This is a genomic window from Enterococcus gilvus ATCC BAA-350, assembly GCF_000407545.1.
Taxonomy (GTDB): Bacteria; Bacillota; Bacilli; order Lactobacillales; family Enterococcaceae; genus Enterococcus_A; species Enterococcus_A gilvus.
Map to the genome: position 1 here is coordinate 2,169,529 of NZ_ASWH01000001.1, position 22,456 is coordinate 2,191,984.

Here is a 22,456-nt window from a genome sequence, read left to right on the forward strand (position 1 = left end):
AACGTTTTCAAAAAAGGACAAAAAAAGAAGCCGAAAAATCGACTTCTAGCCTTCGTCACCGACGTCCTGTAAAGAACGAGACGACCGCTACTACTACAACTGCGCCTAGTATCGATGGGACTCGATGGGACTAAGGCCATCCCTGCTAAATGCGGCCCCCAATGACCAAAGATCGCTTGACCGATGTATGATCCTGCCAACCCTGCAATAATATTGAATAAGCACCCCATCTGTTTCCCACGTCCAGAAAGGCTGCCGCCGATCGCGCCAATGACTGCGCCAACAATTAATGTCCAAATCATAATGATCCCTCCATTTTTTTCGTCTTTCTTACATTCTTTTTCCTTTTATAGCCAAATACTTCTAACGAATGTCAATAGCAATAAAACGGTTTTTCCAAAAAGTTTCTCAGTTGTGAAACTCGAAAAAGTGTTGATTTAACAACGTTTATGGCATTGTAAGCGGCTAAACAGCGCCGCAAACCCCCTTTTTCTGACCTCCCTGTGAATAACTTTTTAGCGAGCCAGGTCTGAACGCAGTTTTATACTGTTCTTTTCCCAGTCGATCGCCCCAAGTTGATAAGGAAATGCCCCAAGCAAGGAGAAACTTCCTGCTTCTGGTACGTTGATCTTGTTCATCCGAGCACTGCCTTTTGCTAAATAGCCTGTCCCCAGCTTCAGCATGTCCTTCAGATTAAGGTTGCTGCCGGAGTATTCCTTGACTGTTCCGTAATTAGTCGTAATGGATGACAAACGCGGACGAACCGTTTTTCGTTTCATCAAGCGAATGATGTCTTCTTGTCGTTCAAATACGTCTATGCGTCCGTCCTGATCAATTTGATAGCTGATGTAGGCATCGATTTCTTCTAATGACAAACGATGCTCGCCTTTTGTAAAACGCTGCCCATTTTTTTGTGCGACGAATGTTTTATAGATGGTAACAGGCATTCTGCCATCTTCTTCCAGACCGGCTTCTTTCACCCCTAATAGGCTGTTTTCTTTTTTCAAAATCAAATATTTCTTTACTTCTATAGAAAAAGCAATTGAAAAATAGGACATGAATTTCTCGATGGGCACCTGCGTGTATAACTCACCTAGTGTCAGCTTTTGAATACGAATTTCTGGTGAAACACGCAATAGACTATTCACACCGCTCGTCAAATCATACACGAAGAAGCTTGAATATTCGTGGTCCTCAAATACAAATAACACTTTCATGACGATCTTCCTCTCTGTTCTAAGTGTATAAAAAAGCGGCTGAGAGTGCATCCGCCGAAAGACTGAAAATTGCCTATCTATTTTAGTCATATTTTTCAATCAGTGATACAATAGACACGAAGAAAAATTGCAGCACTTATCCTTAAAAGAAGGGATCACACAATGAATACGATCAGTTATGTTGTTTTGGCGATGCTGATTCGCTCGCCTCTGACAGGGTATGAATTGAAACGCTTCTTAAATCTCTTTTGGGAAGCGCACCACAGTCAAATTTATCCAACTTTGAAGGAGCTGCGTAAGCAAGAGTTGATTGAGATCATCGACATTCCAGACGGGAAACGGAAAATTTACGACATTACCCCTGCCGGAAAAGAATTAGTCAAAGAGTGGGTCTTTACCAAGAGTCACGCGCCTTCGCAAAAAGATGAATTTTTGGCAAAAGTTTTTACTATCTCAGCTTTGGATCGGGACACGTCTAAATTTTTGATCATGGAAAGAAAACAATATTTTCATGAACAAGTGAATGATTACTCTAAAGTCTTGGCTAGCTTGGATGATCTAGATGAGGAAGAGCGACGGAAAAACTTTGGTCGAGAATTGATTTTAGAACGGAAAATCCGATTGAGTAAAGAAGAACTTGCATGGTGTGACTGGGCAGAGGAGAAAATCGAAGCCTATTTTGCGAAATAGATGGAAAAGCAGATCTTTTGAAGATCTGCTTTTTTTGGTCAAAATTTATATGTAAATTTATTTATGTAAATATTGACATAAAATACATTTGTGATTACACTATGGAATGGAAAGTGGTGACTTAATGGAAAATTTAAATGAAAACAACGAGAATTTAGTAACAGAAAAGGAAAATGGCAGAGCTGCATACGTGGTTGCTTTTGCCTGCATGATCGCCTTCATGGGGATCGGATTGGTCGATCCGATTTTGAACTCGATCGCCAAATCTTTACAAGCAACCCCTGCACAAACTACCCTATTGTTTACAAGCTATATGATGGTAACAGGGATCGTCATGCTGTTTACGGGTTTTGTTTCGAGTCGGATCGGCACAAAGAAGACCTTGATGCTTGGACTATTTATTATTATTTTATTTGCACTTTTTGCGGGATTATCCAACACGATCGATGCCTTGATCTACTTCCGGGCGGGCTGGGGATTAGGAAATGCGCTATTTATTTCAACGGCCCTCTCTGCGATCGTTAGTGTCTTAGTGGGGCAAACGGAAAAATCCATCATGCTGTATGAAGCTGCGATGGGCTTAGGGATGTCGATCGGGCCATTAGTTGGTGGTTCACTGGGGTCCATTTCATGGCGTTTACCTTTTGCGGGCGTGTCTGTATTGATGATGATCTCTTTCTTATCCATCTTGATTCTTTTCAAAGAACCAAAGGGCGATAAAGAAAAAATAGCCTTTTTCGCTGGGGTCAAGGCGTTGAAAAACCACAAACTGCGTTCTGTTGGCTTGATCGCCTTGCTTTACAACTTCGGGTTCTTCACGTTATTGGCGTATGCGCCGTTTTTAATGCCTAACTTTTCTGAGATGGAAGTCGGCATGACGTTCTTTGGCTGGGGTATTTTGCTGGCGATCTCCTCGATTTTCTTAGCTACGCGCTTTGAAAAAATGATCGGAACTTTTTACACCTTGATGATCGGTTTTATCGGTTTTGTCATTTGTTTATTGTTAATGGGAATCAATGCGGATACCCCTTCATTAGTAGCCACGGCATTGATCGTCGCTGGTTTCTTCCAAGGAATCATCAATACCTTGATGACGACGATCGCAATGGAGATCCCAGGTATCAAACGCAATATTGCTTCTTCCACGTATAGTTTCGTCCGCTTCTTCGGTGGATCGCTGGCACCTTTTGTCGCTGGTTTGATCGGTGCGAAATTCGGCGGAAATTATACCTTCTACTTTGCTAGTGCGATGGTCTTTATCGGAATCGTCCTCGTCTTTGTTCATTCTCAGTACTTTGAAACAGTTGAAGAGGAAGAATTAGAAGAAAATGCATAAAAAAAAGAGCGGATTCGCTCTTTTTTTTATTTTAATTTACTTGCGGCCTCTTCATCCAAAATGATGGTCAAGTTGGGATGCAGGCGTAAAACAGAAGCCGGCACGTCTTCGGTGATCGGTCCTTCCAAAGCCTGCTTAATGATTTCCGCCTTCTTTTCACCATTGGCAATCAGCACCAGCTCTTTGGCTGCTAAAACCGTCTGTGGTCCAAAGGTTATCATTTCTTCCCCCGGCTCGAATGGCGTGGCGTCATCAATGAATGTGTACAATTCATCGTCTGGATCAATCGGTACGCGATAAACACCGTAATCGAAGGCTGTGAATTGGGGAAGATTTCCACAGAAATGTCCGTTGCCGCCGATCCCCATCAAAACAAGATCCAAGCCGCCGTCTTCAGCAATCTGATGATCGTACCCCTGATAATTGCCCGCATGGAGCACTTCGATATTTTCTTCTTCGATCCCTAACGGATGGAAAAGTTCTTCTTTCAAAGCTTGCATCGTTAACCCGTCTTCCTGCCCTTTTAACGAAACCTCGTCAAAATTATAAAAATGGGCCAAGCTCTTATCAAACGTCACTTGCGTTAAACGCTCTGCTAAAATCTCATACGCACGCTTCGGGGAAGAGCCCGCAGTCAGTGCGAGGTTTACCCGGCGATTTTCTGCCCATTTCAATAACACAATGTCTGCGGTCACTTGACTTAATGTTTCATAATTATTAGTGATTAATAGCTTCATTTGAACACCTGTCCGTTTCTTTTTTTATTTTAGCTCCAGCAATGAATTGAAGGTTCCTCTGGCTTTTTCTCAACTTGGTACTTTTTCTTTGCTGGGCATTTTTAAAATGCAGGTTTGAGGGCATACCTCGATACAGTCGCCGCAATTGATACAGTCCTCTGGATCAATCACTGCCACGTTGTTTTCCATCTTGATTGTCTTTTGCGGGCAGGCTTTCACACAGCGGTTGCAGGTGATGCAGCCCACGTCGCAGATTTTCCGTACTCCGCCTCCTTTGTCTTGGTTGGAACAGGCGACGATCGCGGTATTCTCCGCTGGCAGCATCGCGATAAGGTTTTTAGGGCAGGCCTGAATACATTTTAGACAGCCGACACATTTTTCAGCGTCGATCTTGGCGACCCCATCCTCGACATGAAGGGCATCATATTCACACACTGCTTCGCAATCCCCAAACCCCATACAACCAAAGCGACACGCCTGCGGACCGCCAAAAATCTGATTGGCTCCACTACAGGTCGGCGTACCTGTGTAATCCATTTTGTTATTGGTATATTCGCAAGTCCCATTGCAGCGTACAAAGGCAGCGATTTTCTCTATATCCCTTACCTCCACACCTAGAATCTCCGACAGCGCCTGACGAGTCACCGTTCCTCCCGGTGTACAGTTAGTCGCCCCGGCTTCGCCTTGAGCCATCGCCTTAGCATAGCCGTCACAGCCAGAAAAACCGCAAGCGCCGCAGTTGATCCCCGGCAAAGCTTCACGTAAAGCCTCTTCCTTTTCATCCGCTGGTTTATGAAAGATGATCGTCGCAAGCGAAAGAATGACCCCTGCGATCAACCCCATACTGCTGACAATGCCGATGGGTATCATGATTTCTGTCATTTTTTCACCCCCTATTTGAACAATCCTTCTGCCAAGCCGGCAAATCCTAGAAATGACAACGCGACGATCGCGGCTGCCACCAATGTTATCGGCAATCCTCGCAAGGCTTCTGGAATATCATTGCCTTCGAGACGGCCGCGTACGCCAGCGAAAATCACCATCGCTAACAAAAATCCGATGCCTGCCGCAAAGGAATTGACCATGGATTGCATAAATGTGTAGTTTTTTGAAAAATTCAAGATCGTGACTCCCAGCACTGCACAATTCGTTGTGATCAGCGGCAAATAGATGCCCAGTGCATTGTATAACGGGGTCATATAGCGCTTCATCACGACCTCCACTAACTGAACCAGTGCAGCGATCGTCAAAATGAAGACGATCGTTTGTAGATAATCCAATCCTAAGGGCACGAGTAACGCATCGTAAATCGGATAGGTCACTAGTGTCGCCAATACCATGACGAAGGTCACCGCCAGCGACATACCAACGGCGGTATCCAACTTTTTGGACACGCCGAGAAATGGACAAATGCCTAAAAACTGAGACAACACAAAATTATCCGTCAAAATGCCTGCAACTAAAATCGTCACAAACGCCTGCATCACTCATCACCCGCCTTTTCTTCACACACGACGGTGCACGCCTCCGCGATCGGACAAGCGTTACAATCAAGTTCTCTTGCTTTTCGGTCGCTTAGTTTATTGGCTGCCATGACCAGCATGCCAAAAACAAAGAACCCGCCTGGCGGCAGCAGCATGATCGTCATAGGCGGTACGACACCTGCTGTGATCGGAAAACCTAAAATGGTTCCACTGCCCAGCAATTCACGTATCCCCCCCATACAAAGAAGGGTCATGGTGAAGCCGACGCCCATCCCCAACCCATCTAAAGCGGAATGAAGAACAGCGTGGTCTTTGGCATAGGCTTCTGCACGTCCTAGAATGATACAGTTCACAACGATCAAGGGCAGATAGATCCCCAATGTCGCATCCAGTGCAGGGGCCAATGCTTTTACGATCAATTGAACCACGGTGACAAATCCTGCGATAATGGTTATAAATGCTGGAATCCTGACACGATCAGGGATCACCTTCCGCAACAGTGAGATCATGACGTTCGAGCCTAAAAGCACGACCGTCGCTGCCACTCCCATTCCCAGACCGTTGATGGCAGAGGTGGTGATCGCTAATGTAGGACACGTTCCTAAAGTCAGCCGCAGAACGGGATTTTCGCTGATCAATCCTTTGTTAAAAATGGCGGATGCCTTTTCTTTTTCCATTCCTTCTCCCCCTATTTCTCTGACTGGGCTACTTGCTCAAACAATGCAAGTGCTTCTTTTACGGATGCAGCTACGGCGTTTGAGGATTTCGTGGCTCCAGTTACCGCTTCGACTTGGTTTTTATTTGACGGGTCCGTCTTTACTACTTCAAGCGAGTCATCCATGCCGTCAAATTGATCAATAAAATCTTTTCTTGTAACGTTTTGCCCCAGACCGGGTGTTTCATTCGATGCATCCAGAACGTCGACAGCCGTGACTTTCCCTTCTTTGACAGCACTCATGACACGCACATCGCTGCCATAGCCATAGGCTTTTGTCACAAAAAGATAGCCGACCGTCGCTCCTGCTGTATCTAAAGCTTTATAGCCCTGATTGTCCTTTGGTACGCTGATTTCTTTAAAGCTCTCGGCATCGATCAACTGGCTCATCACCTGTTGGGTCTGCGCCCATTCTTGCTTGGCGATCCGCTCTTTGAACACCGCCCGTGTCCCGGCAACTGCAAACGTGATCACTAAACAAATGATGAACAAGCACAAGGCGTCACTAAAAATGACTTTGGCTTTTGATTGCTTCATTTCACCTTTGCCTCCTCCCCGAAAACCTTCGGAATCGTCAAATTCTCAATGTGGGGAACCAAGATATTCATTAATAAAATGGCATAGGAAACACCTTCTGGCAATGCCGCGTAAAAGCGGATCAGCACCGTAACAATCCCGCAGCCGATCCCAAAAATGACCTTTCCTTTTTTAGTTATTGGCGAGGTCGTGTAGTCCGTCGCCATGAAAATCGCGCCTAATAACAATCCGCCTGACATCAATTGATAGAGGGGCTGACCGCCTAATAACGTAGCTAAAATACCGACAGTCCCAATAAAGCAAAGTGGAATAAGCGGTGAGATCACTTTCCGAACGACTAAATACCCGCCGCCTAGCAATAAAGCGGCTGCGCAGGTTTCCCCCAGACTTCCTGAGCGAATACCTAAAAACATATTAAGTAGTGATGGCAGCTCTTGCCCTGTTTGAGCGGCTGAAAAGTAGGTGGCTGACGAGATCACGTCTGGTCGGAACATATAATAGTTTAATGGCGGCTGCCACGTACTCATTTGAGGCGCAAAGGACATCATCAAAACGATCCGAGCAGTGATCGCCGGATTGACAAAATTTTGTCCAACGCCGCCGAAAAATTCCTTCACGATCACGATCGCAATCACACCACCTAGAACAGCCATCCAGAACGGCAATGTCACTGGGAGATTCAATGCTAACAAGATGCCTGTCACAACAGCAGTCAAATTGGAGAGGGTATCTAGTTTTTTTTAAAATTTTTCGTGTGAGGTATTCACTGGTGACACAGGCGGCCACCGTTACGACGACCAAGAGAAGCGCACGAAATCCAAAAATAACCGTTGCCGCAATGACCGCTGGGAGCAATGCAATGATCACATCCAGCATGATCGAACGGGTATTGCGCCCGCAGTGAAGATGGGGTGAGATTGAAACTGGTAATTTAGTCATTTAGCTGCCTCCCTTTCCAACTGTTTCCCCTGCTTCATCGTCTGTACGAGCCGTCGCCCAGCAGGACAAACAAATGCGCAGCAGCCACATTCCATACAAGCGGAGACCTTCAGCTTTTTCAAACCGGAGACATCCTTGTTTCGTGTGCAGCGTTCGATTTGTACAGGTAATAAAGACATCGGACACGCTTCTACACAGCGTCCGCAGCGTATACAGGGAGATTCCTCTGGTAAACGTTCCGCTTGAGACAAAATGGTGATGGCATTGGTTTGCTTGGTGATGGGCAGCTCTACTGAAAACTGAGCTACCCCCATCATGGGACCGCCTAAAATCACTTTGTTGGGCTCATCGATCAGCCCTCCGCAGCAGGCGATTACCTCGCCCATGGGTGTCCCCACAGGAACAACGATATTTTTAGGCTCTGGAACATTTCCATCCACCGTGATTCGCTTATGGGTCAAGGGCATGCCGGTCTCGACGTATCGCTGCAATAAGGAAATGGTCGAGATATTCAGGATCAGGCACCCGACCTCTGAAGGCAATTTCCCAGGCGGGATTTTCCGTCCTGTTGTCGCGTAAACGAGCATTTTTTCAGCTCCTTGAGGGTACAATGACGGAATCTCCATTACCGTGATCGCCGGGTCTCGATCCGCCAGTTCATTCAAATGATCCCGCAGCCTTTTTAAGCCCTTTGGTTTGTTGCTTTCAATGCCGACGACTCCGCGGGTGATCTTCAAATGCTTCATGACCATCTGCATCCCTGCGATGATCCGCTCCGGGTACTCGAGACTTTCCCGATAATCGGAGGTAATGAAGGGTTCGCATTCCGCGCCATTGATGACCAAAGTGTCGATGAGCGTGTCGTCTTTCACAGCCAATTTGACGTGCAAGGGAAATCCTGCCCCGCCGATACCGACGACTCCGCTGTCTCGCGCAGCCTTCAATAACGCTGCCTTTGAATCGATCGCGACTGGCTGAGGGTCTGGAAAGACTACCGGCAAGCCATCGCTGGCAATATGGATCGCATCGCACATCTGTCCGTTTGCCATCAGAACGGGCTTGATCCCTTTCACTTTTCCTGAAACGGATGCATGGATCGGTGCGGAGACAAAGGCCTCAGAATCCGCGATCTTCTCCCCCACAGTGACGCTGTCGCCCTTTTTTACCAGCGGGGTACAGCGGCCTCCGATGTGCTGCTGCATCGGCAAAGTAACGAGTTTCGGCGGCTCCATAAAAACGCTTTCAAATTCAGCTGTATGTTTATTATGCGGGACCTTCACGCCCCCCTTGAATGTTGCGATTGCTTTCGTTAATGCTTCCATAGACAAACCTCCCCTGTATCTATTCGTGTTCTATGTTAAGTATCATTTTAGAACGCTGCCTTTTCAAGTCCGATTCTACTAATTTTCACCCAAAATACTCCTTAAAATCGGATAAAATGAATTATTTTCTAAGAGAAATTCGCGTATACTCTTTTTTGATACTATGCACGATTTTTTGTTTCAAAAAGACAATTCACAAACTTTATCGATTATTTTGTAAGAATATCCTTGTATTTATGATAACATAGCGAAAAACAAATGTAATTATTTTTCACATAGTCTGGAAAAATTCTCCTTATTTGGGATGATTTCCCCACAAAAAAAGCACCTAGAAATCTAGGCGCTTGTGTCGGATTTTTTAAGGGGTGGCAGATATCGTCCATCTGAGTGTCGTTTGATAACTTCCCGTTTGCTTTGGTGTATTTTTCGGTACAAACAATTGGAACTGGTTCAACGGCAGTTCTACATAGCCCGGGGCGGTCGTACTGCCAAGTGTCATGAGCGTGATCTGATTTCCCGGTGCGAGCTGGATCGTTTGATTAGAGACGCCTGTGTAATTTTGGAAATTGGTGTTCCATGCCCCCACCATCATATTCATACGCGCATTCGCTAGATTCTTTTGTCCGCTCGACCAGTTCGTGGCTTGTGAGACTTTTAATTGCCAAGATTTGGCGATGGTCCGAGTATCCTCTATTCGAATCTTTCCAGTTTGAAGCGGATTGGCGTTGCTGCCGTCAACGTGGGCATTCCACGTTTCATCTACTTTTGTTTGGATGGGGTGACTGCCGAAGTTCAAGTTGGTCGGAAGTCCTTCACTCTTCATGACTACCGAGCCTGCACTAAAATAAAGGTTCGTGCTCCCGCCGAAATTGCTCAGCAATTGAATCGTCAGATCATCTGTTTGTACGATTCCTCCGCGAACGATAGCCGCGTAATCTTGTGTCATCCCTGTCGGACTTGTTACAAAAGTTGGGATCGAAACCGTTGTTGACCCTAGGATCGATGCAGAAGCAAGATTGGTGCTGATGGTTGAGTTCGGATTGGCTAATGCAGTGATCAAGCCGTCAACGCTGGATAACACAGAGGTGAGGATCGCCCCTATCAGTCCTAGCGGCAGCGTATTGAGCACGTTCTTCAAGTCGACCAACCGATTCGACAACGTACCTGTTAGTATCGGCAGCAGTCCTTGATTGATATTGACACCAAGCAAAGTGGCAGATAATTGCTCCGTCGTGATCGGCAGATTTTGGTTTCCATAGTTTTCATTTTTCAGGTTATTGATCGCTTGGTTCAGGCTGTTCAAGGGTGCCTGTAAGGACGGGTTCAAAAACAATAAGCCATTAATAGTAGAAACCAGTGTCGACAACAACCCCAAAAGACTGCCCACCGGCAAATCCGCCAACGGAATCGTTACAGTCGTGGTGACCATTGAAGACCCATTGGGCGTCACTTTTCCTGACAACGGCGACGGCACAGAGATGAGTGCATACTTCTTACCCGTTTTGATCAGTCCTACGCCAGTCGTTGTCCCGTCGATCGTAAAGGTGATGGGTTTTTGACTGACATTCAGATACGGTGCGGCGGCGGTCGTTCCACTAGAGTTCTTCACCTGTGTCGTTGCAAATAAATCGACGGATACTGCGCTGACTATCAGATTGGAACTCGCCAAAAATAGAAAAATGGCGCTTCCTACGAGGCACAGTTGATAGAAGAAACGCGCACATTTCTGCCTCATGTTGATTCCCCCTTTTTTATTACATCTGTTATATCTGTCAAAATTTTCTTTTTCAAGTAAATAATCGGTTTTACGATATTTACGCTTCAAAAACTACGCTATTTTCACATACCCATAGCTGTTTTTGTTGTGTAAACCCTTTCTTTTCAACTCTCTCTCCATTTATTAAAACAAAAAAATTAAAAATAAGAAAAATATTTTGCTTAATTGTGAAGATTGTGTGAGTACTATAGTGGTCTTTTTTTTGATGTAGGCGCTATAATCGCTTCATAAGGTTCATACTCTTTTCTGCGCAGAAAATGAGGGGTCATTTTTTCATTTGGACTGAGAAAGGAGGAGCAAATTGAAGAAACGGATACTCGTCATCATCGCCTTCTTGTCACTCTTCGTTGTTCTTTCTCGACAGACCGAAGCCGAAGCAACTGTCACCAACGGGAAGGTCCAATACTATTACGAGAGCAGTACCACAATCAGCAATAGTTCGGCTAATTCAACATCAGAACCATCGTCTAGTACCACTGCTGATTCCCACCATTCTACGACGAGTCATGGGAACCAGACAGACAGGCCGACCGCACCCAGTCAAAAAAACAACGTCACACGTTCTGGAATAACACGTTTTCTACAGACAAATGATCAACGGAATAATTTTTTAAGTATCATTGGACTATTGATACTCGTCATTGCTTTTTTGGGATGGCGACTCGTTAAAAATAGGAGGAAAATGAAATGAAAAAACAAGCGGCATTCGTCATCGCCGGTCTTTTTGTCGGCGGCTTATTCGCATTCTCCACTGGCGCACATGCAGTAGATACGACAGGAACGGTGGATTACACATCCGGCAATATCAACTTTGACCCGCAAGATCCGGACGATCCAAGTGCTTCATTGCCAACGAGCCTCAACTTTGGTTCACATCCGATTCAGACGAAAACAGCAGAAACGTGGACAGCCACCTCAGATGGTGTCCAAACGTCACCTATAACGACAGGAAAAGTCGCCGTCAGCGACAATCGTGGAGAGGCATCCAGCTCAGGATGGGCGATAAAAGTCGCACAGCCAGAAGCCTTCAAGGCTGGTGAAAAAGAACTCACCGGGGCTTCTCTTTCCTTTACCGTCGGAGAGCTGACCAATAACGTAAATTCGTTGCCAACAGGAGAAGGGATCGCTAATGACAGCACCTATAACCTCCTCGTAGGGCAGACAGGTTCTGTCATCACCGCTCAAACCAATCAAGGCGCTGGTGAAACGGCGCTGCCGATCACGAAATTTACACTCGGTGTGCCAGCGAATACTGCTAAAACCGCAGCACAATACCAAACAACCGTAGTCTGGACATTCTCAGCTACACCAAGCTAAAAAATAGAAGGATGTCCCGTTTGCAGCTGCACTTACTGAGAAAGTGGCGATCAACTGTCAGATACGAGACCTCGTTCTTTGATTTAAAAAAAGGGGAAAGATTATTGAGAGAGACTCTTCCATTACGCGGAAAATACAATTGAAGTAAAGGAGAGAGAAAATGCTGAAGAAGCAATTACACAGAGCTATACGGGGCGTGTTCCTCATCCTGGCCTTTTCATTTTTACCAATTGTCGCTCATGGAGAGTCATTGGACAGCTTCGATGCGGTGATCCACCCTTCGGAGCATCAACTAGACAAAAATCAGCTTTATTATGATTTACATTACCAGCCAAATGAAGAAGAACGCTTGACGGTCACGCTGACCAATCGAACGGCGGAGCCCATCAAGCTCAAGGCTGCCTTCAATCGTGCGGTCACTAACAGTTTGGGGGTCGTTGAATACTCGGGGATGAATAAAGATGAGAGTGCTTTTGGTCCCTCTATCACCGACCACGTTAAGCTTAGCGACCAAGAAATTGATTTAGCTGGAAATCAATCCAAGGATATTTATTTAGATGTCCACATGCCAAAACAAGAATTCGACGGTGTCTTAGCCGGCGGACTGTATTTAGAACAGCTTTCTGATAAAAAAGTCGACGGGAATATCAAAAATGTGTTTTCACGAGAGATCGCTGTCTTGCTACAAAACAAGACCAGCGAAGTAAAACCAGAGTTGAACATCACCAAAGCGGAAGCAACTCAAGCAAATAACCGCAACGCCGTGATGGTCTCGATCAACAATGAAAAAGCAACCTACGTCAAAAATGTCGCCATCGATTATGAAGTAGAAAAAGATGGCACAGCGATCACAAAAGCAAAGAAGGAACAGCTTTCGATCGCACCAAGCAGCCGCTTCCCATTCTTAATTTTAATGGACAATACAGAATTCACACCTGGTACCTACACGGTCAAAACGACTGTCACTGCTGGTGATCAGAAATGGCGCGCCAGCCCGACATTTACGATTGATCGTGAAGAGGCGAAACACTACAACGACAGCGATGTCTCGATCGAAGAAAAAACGACCCCTCCCTGGATCTGGGTCGGTATCGCCGTGATCCTCATACTGATCGCTGTCGTGATCTTCATGTATAGCAGAAACAGACGCTTAAAGAAAAAAATAGATGGGAAATAGCTGGCTACTTAAAAGGAACCTCTCTACACTTGCTGAGGGGTTCCATTTTTATTGCCGCCATTCTCACACCCTTTCAACTAAAAAGAGCATCCAAGACTATCAAAGATGCTTGACTTACCCAACAAAACAAAATACTATAACTTATAGTAGTCTACTCAATAATGCTTGTACATATACTATAAACAAACAGCATAGAAAGAGGGTTTTGTGATGCGGACGATTGATCTGATTGTTTTGGGTATTCTAAAAAAAGACTCTTTGAGCGCCTATGATATCCAAAAACTTATTGACTATCGGAATATTTCTCAATGGGTAAAAGTCAGCACCCCGACGATCTATAAAAAGATGCTGCAATTGGAAAAGCAAGGGTACGTCAAAAGTACCTTGAAGAAGAATGGAAAAATGCCGGAGAAAGCCGTCTATTCACTGACTCAAAAAGGCAAGACTGAATTTGAGAAATTAATGCTTGGAATCGCTGCCCGACCCATCACTATTTTTCTAGACTTCAATGCCGTTATCCTTAATCTGGACAGTTTGTCTTCAGCAGATCAAAAAGCCTGCATCAGTATCATCGAAGCCAATGTTAAAAAGATGAAGCGGCGGTTGAAAGATGACCTCGCTGATAGTAACGATTCTGCTGATATCCATGACGCCGGGAAAGCCGTTATGCAGCAGCAATATCTTTTAGCTGAGGCGATTGAAAAGTGGATTGAAGAAATTAAGAAGAGTCTTTAGCTTGCCTCGATTGATAGAAAGCAATCAGAAGATGAAACGGATCGATCAAAGTTGCCGATTCGATTAAGGAATCATCGGATTGAAACGTCTTTGCGGAATTTGCATTTGAAGGAATTTTCGTAGCTGCGATCACCAGCAACCCGTCCCCTGAAACTGGTCGGATTAGCGGATGAGTGAAGAATACATAGGACGTGACACGGTGTTAACCAAATACCTCTACGAAAAAGTCTCTAGAAAAGTTTAGAGGCTTTTTATTTTGTATGGTGTTAAAAGAAACATCGATCATTTAGAAATTAATAGCATATTGTCCGCCGACCAGTTTGACCTATCAGGTAAATATTGTTACACTCTGATTGACCTAACAGGTAAGGGAGTGATCACTTTGACTGAACTCAATACGGATGAACCAAAGATTCAACGTATTTTGAATGCGGCGTTGAGGGAATTTTCACAGCGAGGCTATGACGAGGCTTCGACCAATCGAATTGCTAAGGCTGCTGGAATTTCGAAGGCGTTGATGTTTCACTATGTAAAAAGCAAAGAGGAATTGTTTCTACTCTTGCTGGATTATTGCCAAAAGAAAATGACTGATGACTATTGGGATAAGCTGGATTGGCAGGAAACGGATATCTTTAAGCGCCTGCTGCAATCTTATACGTTGCAGATTGACTTGATGAAAAAGCATCCATGGATTTTTGATTTTACCAATTTACAAGTCGAAACGAAGTCAGCAGCGATCAATCAAAAAGTAGCACACAAGGCTAAACAACAGCCTTCCTATTGTGCAGAGGATGTATTTGATGCTATCGATGAAACGAACTTTCGGACCGGACTTGATGTTTCCCGTTGTAAGCAATTGATACTTTGGGGAAATATTGGATTTACAAATGAGATAGTGGAGGAAATAAAGAAGACTGATTACGATCAGCTCGATTATCAAGCGATCACCGATAAACTGACTCAGTATCTGGAAGATCTTCGAAGCGTTTTTTATGAGGAATAATGGAGGGATGCCTGATGAAAAGAATCCTTATTTCACCTGGTTGTGTCCTACTTTTCTGGATAGTCCCCTCGTCACTTGCAAGCAAAAATAAGCCGCCACAGAAAGAAGGTTCCGTGATGGAGAAAGCAGTCACTATTGAATTTCCTCTACAGGGAGAATGGTATACGGAAACAAGCTCGGCGGATCGTGTTCCGAGTCACGGGACAGACCGATTTGGCTTGCGTTATGCGTTTGATTTCATTCAAAAGGATCAGAAAGAGGCTTCGAATACTGCAAATTCAGCGAACTATCTTTTTGGCGGTATTCCGCTGGATCAGTATTATTGTTTTGGTCAGCCGGTCTACGCGCCGTTTGCCGGCGAAGTCGTCACCGTGAAGAATAATACTCTGGATGGTGAAAAAGCCTCGTGGCTCCATGATCAAACCACGGCGATCCGTCATTCTCTCTTCTTCAATCCAGCGCGTGACAGCTTTGAACGAATCGCAGGAAATTATGTCGTCCTCAAACAAACCGCAGGGATTTATGCGGCCTTTTGCCATCTGGAAAAGGATTCGATCGCGGTTAAGGAAGGACAGACGATTCAGCGAGGTGCGCTTCTCGGCAACGTCGGACATTCAGGAAATTCCACGGAGCCACATCTGCATTTCCAGTTGATGGATTCTGAGAGCATCAAGACTGCAAATGGGCTGCCCTTGGTATTCGAGCGTTATGAAAAATTCAACGGTACCTCCTGGGAGAGCGTCCACCAGCAAATCCCCGCGGCAGGCGAGCGGATTCGCTCTCTGAATTAAAAGCTGACAGAAATTAGGTGAAATCCTTGGAAATGAATCATTTATATAAACCTCAGCGTCGACAGGACCTGAGAGATTGGTTAGCAGACCATGCTGCTTCTGAAAAAGAATGTTGGGTCGTGATCGATCGAGCGCAGGCAAACCTGACCTACTTAGATGTCGTAGAAGAAGCTATTTGTTTCGGCTGGATCGACAGCACAAAGAAAAAGCTTTCTAAAACGGAAGTCGCACAACGGCTGTCGCCTAGATCCAAAAAGAGTCAATGGACGGAGCTGAACAAGGAACGTGCCCGTCGTTTGATTTATTTAGATCAAATGACCGAACTCGGTGAAATGCGCTTGCCTGATCTTTCTCCGGAACGTTTCGTGATTGATCCGCGGATACTTCGGGCCCTTGAAGCAGATTCAGAGATTCAGCAGCATTTTGCACGCTTCCCAGAACTCTATCAACGAATCAAGATCGACAATATACAGCGCTACCCCGCTGACAACGAACTGTTTGAACGGCGGCTGGAGAAATTGCTGACCAGCACCAAAGCAAATAAACGATACGGCGCTTGGGACGACAATGGCCGCTTGAGCAGCTACAAAAAAGACTCCTGATCGCCCATACAGAAGGAAATCTCATGATTTGCTTCTGTTTATTTTTTCTCTCGGTCCAAGTGTCGGCTTTTTCGCAGTCTATCTGGCGGACTTTCCTTCCCCAGCGGTTTTCCTTCCTCTTTCAGCTTGATGAGCAGTCGGAACCTCAACGGATCTGTCCCTTCAATGACGCTGATATCCTCTAGCTCGCCTCCCTGCGGCAGCATCCTTAATACTAAGGACATGGCTTCTGCTTCCGAAACTTCTGCAGGAGCAATTCCCGCTGGAAACGCGAAGAGCTGCTGCAAAATCCCTGGCTTGACCATTCGTTGTTCTAAGATCAATTCCTTCGGGTCACGAATATCCTGGATTGATCGTTTCACCGGAGCTATTCTTTGATCTAGAGCAGTCTCCGTCAATTCCTCTGTTTCTTCATGCGTTCTATCAAAAATCGGTGTAACGATTCGCTCAACAAATTTGGCCCCGACCACTTTTTTAAACAAGCCGACGCCGTCTTTCTCGAATAGATCCAGCGCCGCAAATTTTTCCAAAGAGGCCTTGATCTCATCGGCTGATTTGCTCATATCTGGGTCCTTCACACTTAAACGATGATGTTTTCCTTCGCTGTTCTCAAATGTCGCTGCTAATCTTATCATGTACCTTCCTCCTTTTCTTTTTTATAGTCTGGCCTCAAGAGCCGGCGAATCCGGCTAATGGTTCTTTGACAAATTGAGTATACAAGCCTTGGAGCTTCTCAGTGAGAACCGTCTTGATCGCTAGCAGCCGCAGTGATAATAACCGCCATTCCTCTTTTTCGAAATAGTCTTTGAAATAGACCGCGTAACGGCGCAAGGCACGTGTCGTTTTGGTTCTCATAAAAAGATGGCGAACCAAATCCTTCAGAAAGAAGGCAAAATCGGATTCTCCCAATTCGTCAAGGACTTGAAGCGCTATCAATAGTTTGATCGTTGCTTTCTCATCATGGCTTTCTTGATAAAAATCGGCGGTGCGCTTTTCCAATGTTTTTCTGGATAATGAAAATAATTGCTGTGGTGTAAGTTGGTTTTCTGGCATAGTACAATTCCCTTTCTTTTTTAACGGAGTGGTGATCACGCCATGACTATAATACCGATAATTTGCTCTTGTCAATCCGCAAATTTGCCAAATCACGTTTTCACAAGCGGAATGCCGTGCTGTGACTGGGCTGTTAAAAAAACAAATTTAATTTTCACGTTTAAACTCAAAAAATATTCGTATTTTGCATAGTTTATTTTTTGTTTCTAGGCAAAACTAGCGTAGAATGAGCCTATATATTGTCTTAAGGAGGGGTTAAAATGGAGAACTATACCATCCGAATCGATGTTCCAGAAGTCGAAGAATACTTGGCGCTGCGCCAAACTTGCGGCCTGTCTGCCAGAGGAAAAGAAGCGAGTAAGATCGGGTTGAGCAACAGCATCTACTCCGTCATCATTCGCAGAAGCGCTGACCAAAAACTGGTGGGAATGGGGCGAATCATCGGTGACGGCGGGACGACCTATCAAATCGTCGATATCGCCGTGCTTCCGAAAGAACAGGGACAAGGGCTGGCAAAGGAGATCATGAAGCTGTTGATGACGCATATCCATAATGAGATCGATCCGCAGGCGTATATCAATCTGATCGCGGATCGCCCAGCAGATGACCTTTACAAACAGTTTGGCTTCGTTGAGACTGCACCAGAAAGTTTAGGAATGTATTTGAAAAGATAAAAAACAGGATTCCTCGAAAAAAGGAATCCTGTCTTTTTGATTTACTTTGTGAATACCACAAATCCTGGTAGTTCGGGGTGATCGATCACGACTCCTTCATGGATCTTGCGTGCCAGCCAGAAGATCATCAGATCCCCCGCCGCCATGAAGATATTGAAGGCAGAAAGCAGGATCAGTTCCGTGTTTGGAAAAATCAGCGAAAGTAAAAATGTCCCGCCTCCAAGCACGACCACCGGTGCCAAGACACCGATCTTATACGCTTTCATTTCTAACGCCTCTTTGCAATGGCAATAGGGCATTAATTCCTTGACGTTAAACCCAAAAGTAATGCTTTTCATTTTCTTTTTCGCGTAATTTGCCCAAGCCAATCCATGAATCAGCTCATGAACAGGTATCGAAATGAAAAAGCATAGAATGAATAAGGAAAAGTTGATTTCCCATAACGGTGATGCCTCCGCTCCCCAGCGCCAAAAATAACCAACCACAACAAGCACGATGAACGGCACCGGAAGCAGCATCATCAATGTGCTCCCTTCCTTAGCTGAAAACGTCTTGTCTTGTTTATGGTAGTTCTTTTCCTGCATCTCCTGACAGATCGCGTCAAAGGTCTCGTACTTCTTTCCCTTCGTGCGCCTACTCTTTGTTTCCATAGCTACCCCCATTTCCTATGTTCCCACATAGTTTCCCCTTTATTTTTTAACACCCTTTCAACTATCATAGCCGCTTCCCCTTGTTCCGTCAAAGTTCCTTCAATTTTTAGTATCATTAGTGGGTTTTCTTTTTCTGACTGTTTCCAACAAAAAACAGCTAGAAATCTTGTCGAGGAAGATCCTAGCTGTTCTCTTTATAGCGTTTTAAAAAAATCCTTTGCAACACGTTGTCAACTGTCTAAAAATCCTTCAACCTGTGCATCTGCTGAAAGAGTCTCTGACAATTCTCTCCACAAATGACCAACTTCCTACAGGTGGCTCTCACGACACGTTTTATCACCAATTTATATAAAAACTAGTATCCCTCACCGATAGTATACTGGATTACAGACGTGTTGACGGTTCCCTTTTTTTATTTTTTTATAAATAGTTGGTTTTTATAACCAAATGAGTTATTTTTATTCGTGTTGTTTTTTCTTCTATAGTTTCTGGTTGATTTTCTCGATTTCTTGTTTGTATTTTAGGTAATAAAACATCCAGATACCAAAGAAAATAACGAAAAAGGACAGTGAAGCCGAGAAAATGATCTGCCATTTGAAGGGAAACCAGTGATTGATCCTAGCCACGATCAAAAAGGCAAGAAAACTTCCGCCGATGTGGATCAGCGTGTGCAGCAGCAGCGACCCTTTCTTCATCTGATAGACCAGCCCCAGTAAACCGATGACCACAGACAATATAAGAAAACTCGCCACGGTCCGCCTCACTTCATTCGTAGAAAAAAGTACAGCGAATACCATGCAGATCGTGCTCCCGATCCCAATCGAACGCCCCAATACCTTCAACAGTTCTTTCATAAAAAGCGCCTCCTTTCGTTCATCCCTAGATGCTGCTTCAATTGCTCGACAAATCTCCGGGAGACCGTGATTTTTTGTCCATTCTTTAGATACGCATACAAGTTCCCCGAGAAAGCGACCTCGAGCTTTTGAATCGCCTTGGTGTTGACCAGCGCCGATTTTGATACTTGTAAAAACTGCCCGCTTGGCAATTCTTCCTTTAACGCTGCCAATGAGCGACGAAACGAGTAAACCTCATTTTCCGTATACAAGGTGACGATCTTATTGAATATCTCGATATAAACAATGTCTGCTTTTGTTACGAAAACAGACGCGTCCTTCACCTTGATCACCAATTGCTCCTCTTGATACGTATCAAAGCAACGGGCGATCCGCGCGCCGATCTGCTCCTCTGCCGCTCGAATCTGAACTTCAGGCTGCACCCATTCACGCCCGATTTCTAGTTGAATCTTTACCCCTTTGTCCATACCCTTCCTCCCTCTGTTCCTTTATAGTAAGCCATTTACGCGAGCAAACATACCCCTATTTCCTTTCCGGTAAGCCGCGCGTCCTATCCGGTCAATCTCCGCTCCACTAAAAAACAAAAAAACCAGTAACCTTGAGAAACCTTGAGAAACAGGTTTCTGGTTTTAGACTTATTCTTGGACCATTTCCACGCCGGCCGGTTCAGCCACATAGTCGCTTTGGCTGTCCATTTCAGCAGGTTTTTGTTTCAGCTCAAGCGCCGTTTGACGCTGCTGCAGAAGACTGATTTTTTGAGTCAGCAACATCAACAGATGCTTCAGACTCTCCTCCGTATGAATCTTGTTCTCTACGATCGCTTGGCACAGGTACTCGATCTGATGGCTCTTCTCAAACAGCTCAAGATAACTCTCACTGTGACTATCCATTTCACGAATCAAGTGCCAATCCACCTCATGGTAATACGTGTCATACATGACAAAGTCCAACCGATAAACGGCTAACACGAAGAGATCCCGCACCTGCTGGTTTTCTCGCAGCAATTTCGCTAATTCAGAAGACCCGCTGGCGATTTCTTCCCCCAGTTCAAGCAAGACCGAATAATTGATTTCGTATTCCTTTTTTAATTTAGTAAACAAACGCATCGTCTTCGCTGCTTCCTTTTGTTTCTCACGATGCTTCAAAAATTCAAACATCAGCAGTGCTGCTATAAATGAAAAGAAGCAGCCAAAGAAAGCTGTCGACGCATTGATAAACGTTCGAATAATATTGATGTGTTCCCCGAAAAATTCCCTGTTAAAATAGATCAGCCCAATACTGATCACCGCAAGAATCTCCCCAACCAACAAAACAGATAAAGAAACGATCGCTACTTTTTGTTTTTCTGTAATCATTTTTCACCACACATTCAGGTTGAATGCTTCTCCTTATATTTTTTCTCCCAAACCCCTAAAATTAAGTTTATCCGCCTCCCTATTTACCGATCTCTTTCGGTAAAAACTATTTTCTACATATTTAATTAATTAAATGACTTTTTTGTAACTTAAAAAATATTACAGCATTTTAATAACTTTTTTTATTATATCATTCATTGATTATTTAATAAAGACTTCATAAACATTTTGAATAAAAAATTAGTTAACATTTTCTTTGGAAAATGAATAAATAAAAATAAAACACCGTTGCTAACTAAGCCAAACAACGGTGTTCCAAAGCTATTTCTCAATCAACCCTTCCACTTGAGGCAAGCCGATCCCTGCTGTATAAACCTCGATCAACCCAATCGGTAATTCCAGATCCTCTGTATGACCTTTGACATTCATGTGGATGGTGTCTTCCCTATCCGCTAAAACCTTCTCCTTGAAGTCTGGGTCAGCCAATGCACCAACACCCATCGAAGCAATATCCCCGTAGTTCAAAGCATCCAGCGCTTCATCCGCTGAACGGATCGTTCCAGAGATCACGACGGGGACTCTGCCAGCAACAGCCTTCCTGATCACTAAGCTGACTGGATCAGTGAAATCCCCCCTTTGCGGCATTGCCTTGTAGGCATCCTTGCCAAAATTCCCGCCTGCCGCAGAGGACAGATCCAGAAAATCAAGGTCTTGTTCTAATAATTTATCGATCAATTTCAATGAATCCTCTAAGTCATATCCGACCATCTCTCCGTGGATTTCCTCTGGTGAGATCCGGTAGCCCACGATCGCCTCTGGATTTTCAGCGCGCGCGACCTTCAAGACTTCCTTCGTCACTTCGATCGCAAAATTCATCCGTTTCTCAAAAGAGCCGCCCCAATAATCTTCTCGCTGATTCGAGTAACAAGAGAAGAATTGCTGGATCAAATAGTGGTTCGCGCCATGAATCTCTACCCCATCAAAGCCGGCCTTTAACAACCGCTGCGTCGCCAATCCAAAATCCTTCACCACTTGCCAGACTTCATCCTCGGTCAATTCGGTAACTTTATACTTTAAAAATGGAAAGTCGATCGCGCTTGGCGCATAGGCTTTGCCCGTCACATTACAGCCATAGACACCCTCGCGTCCCGGATGCTGGATCTGACCGATCGCCTTACTGCCGTTGCTTTTCATCGCTGCCGCCAATTTGCTGTAAGCGTCGATCGCCTCGTCATTAAAAATGGACAGTTGCTTCGGATGACCTTGGATATTTTCCTGAACCGTGATTGCTCCAGTCACTAGCAGTGAGGCAAAATTGCTCCGGCGTTCAAAGTATTTCACATCCTCTTCCGTCGGCCTCCCCGTTGCCGGATCAGCGCCAAAAACCACCATCGGGCACATTGCGAAACGATTTTCCAAACGCCCGCCATGTTTCAATTCAATCGGTTCAAATAATGGTGCATACTTTTCCTTCATTTCGATTCCTCCTTC

General features: G+C 44.9%; 25 protein-coding genes and 2 pseudogenes. 10 read left to right on the forward strand and 17 right to left on the reverse strand.

Annotation, left to right across the window (positions count from 1 at the left end; translation table 11 throughout):
• Nucleotides 1–55 precede the first annotated feature (55 nt).
• Both I592_RS10640 and I592_RS10645 read right to left on the reverse strand, forming a co-directional pair.
• Nucleotides 56–302: pseudogene (locus I592_RS10640) on the reverse strand (GlsB/YeaQ/YmgE family stress response membrane protein).
• A 213-nt stretch (nt 303–515) separates the two neighbouring features.
• Nucleotides 516–1,217 (reverse strand): hypothetical protein, encoded by a 702-nt coding sequence (locus I592_RS10645; protein WP_010780203.1) that lies wholly within the window; start codon nt 1,215–1,217, stop codon nt 516–518.
• Between the two features lie 162 nt (nt 1,218–1,379).
• Here I592_RS10645 and I592_RS10650 point away from each other — a divergent pair, with 162 nt between their 5' ends.
• Both I592_RS10650 and I592_RS10655 read left to right on the forward strand, forming a co-directional pair.
• Entirely contained in the window at nt 1,380–1,907 is a 528-nt protein-coding gene (locus tag I592_RS10650; RefSeq protein WP_010780202.1) for a PadR family transcriptional regulator, read from the forward strand.
• 106 nt (nt 1,908–2,013) lie between these two features.
• Nucleotides 2,014–3,243 carry an MFS transporter gene (locus tag I592_RS10655; protein WP_010780201.1) on the forward strand — a complete coding sequence of 410 codons (1,230 nt, stop codon included), beginning with the start codon at nt 2,014–2,016 and terminating at the stop codon, nt 3,241–3,243.
• Between the two features lie 26 nt (nt 3,244–3,269).
• Here I592_RS10655 and I592_RS10660 read toward each other — a convergent pair whose 3' ends face one another.
• From I592_RS10660 to I592_RS10695, 8 genes and pseudogenes are all read right to left on the reverse strand, one after another.
• A complete protein-coding gene (locus I592_RS10660) occupies nt 3,270–3,980 on the reverse strand; it encodes a glucosamine-6-phosphate deaminase (RefSeq protein WP_010780200.1) in 711 nt (236 codons plus the stop codon).
• A gap of 69 nt (nt 3,981–4,049) precedes the next feature.
• On the reverse strand, nt 4,050–4,862 hold the full coding sequence (locus I592_RS10665) for an RnfABCDGE type electron transport complex subunit B (RefSeq protein WP_010780199.1): 813 nt from the start codon (nt 4,860–4,862) through the stop codon (nt 4,050–4,052).
• Nucleotides 4,863–4,873: 11 nt separating this feature from the next.
• Nucleotides 4,874–5,464 (reverse strand): electron transport complex protein RnfA, encoded by a 591-nt coding sequence (locus I592_RS10670; RefSeq protein ID WP_010780198.1) that lies wholly within the window; start codon nt 5,462–5,464, stop codon nt 4,874–4,876.
• Nucleotides 5,464–6,141, reverse strand: a complete 678-nt coding sequence (gene rsxE / locus I592_RS10675) for an electron transport complex subunit RsxE (protein ID WP_010780197.1) — start codon at nt 6,139–6,141, stop codon at nt 5,464–5,466. The genes I592_RS10670 and rsxE overlap by 1 nt, the downstream gene beginning before the upstream one ends.
• An 11-nt stretch (nt 6,142–6,152) precedes the next feature.
• Nucleotides 6,153–6,716, reverse strand: coding sequence for an RnfABCDGE type electron transport complex subunit G (locus tag I592_RS10680; RefSeq protein WP_010780196.1), 564 nt, complete (start codon nt 6,714–6,716; stop codon nt 6,153–6,155).
• Nucleotides 6,713–7,655, reverse strand: a pseudogene (locus tag I592_RS10685) (RnfABCDGE type electron transport complex subunit D). The gene I592_RS10680 and the pseudogene I592_RS10685 overlap by 4 nt, the downstream one beginning before the upstream one ends.
• Nucleotides 7,652–8,977, reverse strand: coding sequence for an electron transport complex subunit RsxC (gene rsxC / locus I592_RS10690; protein WP_010780194.1), 1,326 nt, complete (start codon nt 8,975–8,977; stop codon nt 7,652–7,654). The pseudogene I592_RS10685 and the gene rsxC overlap by 4 nt, the downstream one beginning before the upstream one ends.
• Before the next feature lie 358 nt (nt 8,978–9,335).
• Nucleotides 9,336–10,712, reverse strand: a complete 1,377-nt coding sequence (locus I592_RS10695) for an adhesive domain-containing protein (protein WP_010780193.1) — start codon at nt 10,710–10,712, stop codon at nt 9,336–9,338.
• A 343-nt stretch (nt 10,713–11,055) separates the two neighbouring features.
• Here I592_RS10695 and I592_RS10700 point away from each other — a divergent pair, with 343 nt between their 5' ends.
• From I592_RS10700 to I592_RS10730, 7 genes are all read left to right on the forward strand, one after another.
• Nucleotides 11,056–11,445 carry an LPXTG cell wall anchor domain-containing protein gene (locus I592_RS10700; RefSeq protein WP_010780192.1) on the forward strand — a complete coding sequence of 130 codons (390 nt, stop codon included), beginning with the start codon at nt 11,056–11,058 and terminating at the stop codon, nt 11,443–11,445.
• Entirely contained in the window at nt 11,442–12,071 is a 630-nt protein-coding gene (locus tag I592_RS10705) for a WxL domain-containing protein (protein ID WP_010780191.1), read from the forward strand. The genes I592_RS10700 and I592_RS10705 overlap by 4 nt, the downstream gene beginning before the upstream one ends.
• A 160-nt stretch (nt 12,072–12,231) precedes the next feature.
• Nucleotides 12,232–13,248, forward strand: a complete 1,017-nt coding sequence (locus I592_RS10710) for a WxLIP family cell surface protein (RefSeq protein ID WP_010780190.1) — start codon at nt 12,232–12,234, stop codon at nt 13,246–13,248.
• A gap of 210 nt (nt 13,249–13,458) precedes the next feature.
• Nucleotides 13,459–13,983 carry a PadR family transcriptional regulator gene (locus tag I592_RS10715; RefSeq protein ID WP_010780189.1) on the forward strand — a complete coding sequence of 175 codons (525 nt, stop codon included), beginning with the start codon at nt 13,459–13,461 and terminating at the stop codon, nt 13,981–13,983.
• Between the two features lie 373 nt (nt 13,984–14,356).
• A complete protein-coding gene (locus I592_RS10720) occupies nt 14,357–14,986 on the forward strand; it encodes a TetR/AcrR family transcriptional regulator (protein ID WP_244265189.1) in 630 nt (209 codons plus the stop codon).
• 14 nt (nt 14,987–15,000) lie between these two features.
• On the forward strand, nt 15,001–15,777 hold the full coding sequence (locus tag I592_RS10725; protein ID WP_010780187.1) for a M23 family metallopeptidase: 777 nt from the start codon (nt 15,001–15,003) through the stop codon (nt 15,775–15,777).
• Nucleotides 15,778–15,809: 32 nt separating this feature from the next.
• Nucleotides 15,810–16,379: a YdeI/OmpD-associated family protein gene (locus I592_RS10730; protein WP_010780186.1), complete on the forward strand. Its 570-nt coding sequence runs from the start codon at nt 15,810–15,812 to the stop codon at nt 16,377–16,379.
• 38 nt (nt 16,380–16,417) lie between these two features.
• Here the strand turns inward: I592_RS10730 and I592_RS10735 are convergent, their stop codons facing one another.
• Both I592_RS10735 and I592_RS10740 read right to left on the reverse strand, forming a co-directional pair.
• On the reverse strand, nt 16,418–17,014 hold the full coding sequence (locus I592_RS10735; RefSeq protein WP_010780185.1) for a DUF2922 domain-containing protein: 597 nt from the start codon (nt 17,012–17,014) through the stop codon (nt 16,418–16,420).
• A 34-nt stretch (nt 17,015–17,048) separates the two neighbouring features.
• The gene (locus I592_RS10740) at nt 17,049–17,432 is read right to left on the reverse strand and encodes a hypothetical protein (protein WP_010780184.1); all 384 of its coding nucleotides are present in this window, start codon (nt 17,430–17,432) and stop codon (nt 17,049–17,051) included.
• 260 nt (nt 17,433–17,692) lie between these two features.
• Between I592_RS10740 and I592_RS10745 the strand changes: the two genes are divergently transcribed.
• The gene (locus I592_RS10745) at nt 17,693–18,106 is read left to right on the forward strand and encodes a GNAT family N-acetyltransferase (RefSeq protein ID WP_010780183.1); all 414 of its coding nucleotides are present in this window, start codon (nt 17,693–17,695) and stop codon (nt 18,104–18,106) included.
• A 41-nt stretch (nt 18,107–18,147) separates the two neighbouring features.
• On the opposite strand, the gene I592_RS10750 is transcribed toward I592_RS10745, so the two are convergent.
• The 5 genes from I592_RS10750 to I592_RS10770 all read right to left on the reverse strand — a co-directional run bounded on the left by I592_RS10750 (nt 18,148) and on the right by I592_RS10770 (nt 22,441).
• Entirely contained in the window at nt 18,148–18,756 is a 609-nt protein-coding gene (locus I592_RS10750) for a DUF3267 domain-containing protein (protein WP_010780182.1), read from the reverse strand.
• Between the two features lie 479 nt (nt 18,757–19,235).
• Entirely contained in the window at nt 19,236–19,610 is a 375-nt protein-coding gene (locus tag I592_RS10755) for a DUF3021 domain-containing protein (RefSeq protein ID WP_010780181.1), read from the reverse strand.
• Complete coding sequence (locus I592_RS10760) at nt 19,607–20,077, reverse strand: LytTR family DNA-binding domain-containing protein (protein ID WP_010780180.1); 471 nt, start codon at nt 20,075–20,077, stop codon at nt 19,607–19,609. The genes I592_RS10755 and I592_RS10760 overlap by 4 nt, the downstream gene beginning before the upstream one ends.
• A 168-nt stretch (nt 20,078–20,245) precedes the next feature.
• Entirely contained in the window at nt 20,246–20,965 is a 720-nt protein-coding gene (locus I592_RS10765) for an MreC domain-containing protein (protein ID WP_010780179.1), read from the reverse strand.
• Nucleotides 20,966–21,286: 321 nt separating this feature from the next.
• Nucleotides 21,287–22,441: an oxidoreductase gene (locus I592_RS10770; protein WP_010780178.1), complete on the reverse strand. Its 1,155-nt coding sequence runs from the start codon at nt 22,439–22,441 to the stop codon at nt 21,287–21,289.
• Nucleotides 22,442–22,456: the final 15 nt, after the last annotated feature.

Coding starts and splice junctions, on each gene's coding strand:
- I592_RS10645 (WP_010780203.1), bottom strand. CDS start 1,217: ATGAAAGTGTTATTTGTATTTGAGGACCACGAATATTCAAGCTTCTTC.
- I592_RS10650 (WP_010780202.1), top strand. CDS start 1,380: ATGAATACGATCAGTTATGTTGTTTTGGCGATGCTGATTCGCTCGCCT.
- I592_RS10655 (WP_010780201.1), top strand. CDS start 2,014: ATGGAAAGTGGTGACTTAATGGAAAATTTAAATGAAAACAACGAGAAT.
- I592_RS10660 (WP_010780200.1), bottom strand. CDS start 3,980: ATGAAGCTATTAATCACTAATAATTATGAAACATTAAGTCAAGTGACC.
- I592_RS10665 (WP_010780199.1), bottom strand. CDS start 4,862: ATGACAGAAATCATGATACCCATCGGCATTGTCAGCAGTATGGGGTTG.
- I592_RS10670 (WP_010780198.1), bottom strand. CDS start 5,464: ATGCAGGCGTTTGTGACGATTTTAGTTGCAGGCATTTTGACGGATAAT.
- rsxE (WP_010780197.1), bottom strand. CDS start 6,141: ATGGAAAAAGAAAAGGCATCCGCCATTTTTAACAAAGGATTGATCAGC.
- I592_RS10680 (WP_010780196.1), bottom strand. CDS start 6,716: ATGAAGCAATCAAAAGCCAAAGTCATTTTTAGTGACGCCTTGTGCTTG.
- rsxC (WP_010780194.1), bottom strand. CDS start 8,977: ATGGAAGCATTAACGAAAGCAATCGCAACATTCAAGGGGGGCGTGAAG.
- I592_RS10695 (WP_010780193.1), bottom strand. CDS start 10,712: ATGAGGCAGAAATGTGCGCGTTTCTTCTATCAACTGTGCCTCGTAGGA.
- I592_RS10705 (WP_010780191.1), top strand. CDS start 11,442: ATGAAAAAACAAGCGGCATTCGTCATCGCCGGTCTTTTTGTCGGCGGC.
- I592_RS10710 (WP_010780190.1), top strand. CDS start 12,232: ATGCTGAAGAAGCAATTACACAGAGCTATACGGGGCGTGTTCCTCATC.
- I592_RS10715 (WP_010780189.1), top strand. CDS start 13,459: ATGCGGACGATTGATCTGATTGTTTTGGGTATTCTAAAAAAAGACTCT.
- I592_RS10725 (WP_010780187.1), top strand. CDS start 15,001: ATGAAAAGAATCCTTATTTCACCTGGTTGTGTCCTACTTTTCTGGATA.
- I592_RS10730 (WP_010780186.1), top strand. CDS start 15,810: ATGAATCATTTATATAAACCTCAGCGTCGACAGGACCTGAGAGATTGG.
- I592_RS10735 (WP_010780185.1), bottom strand. CDS start 17,014: ATGATAAGATTAGCAGCGACATTTGAGAACAGCGAAGGAAAACATCAT.
- I592_RS10740 (WP_010780184.1), bottom strand. CDS start 17,432: ATGCCAGAAAACCAACTTACACCACAGCAATTATTTTCATTATCCAGA.
- I592_RS10745 (WP_010780183.1), top strand. CDS start 17,693: ATGGAGAACTATACCATCCGAATCGATGTTCCAGAAGTCGAAGAATAC.
- I592_RS10750 (WP_010780182.1), bottom strand. CDS start 18,756: ATGGAAACAAAGAGTAGGCGCACGAAGGGAAAGAAGTACGAGACCTTT.
- I592_RS10755 (WP_010780181.1), bottom strand. CDS start 19,610: ATGAAAGAACTGTTGAAGGTATTGGGGCGTTCGATTGGGATCGGGAGC.
- I592_RS10760 (WP_010780180.1), bottom strand. CDS start 20,077: ATGGACAAAGGGGTAAAGATTCAACTAGAAATCGGGCGTGAATGGGTG.
- I592_RS10765 (WP_010780179.1), bottom strand. CDS start 20,965: ATGATTACAGAAAAACAAAAAGTAGCGATCGTTTCTTTATCTGTTTTG.
- I592_RS10770 (WP_010780178.1), bottom strand. CDS start 22,441: ATGAAGGAAAAGTATGCACCATTATTTGAACCGATTGAATTGAAACAT.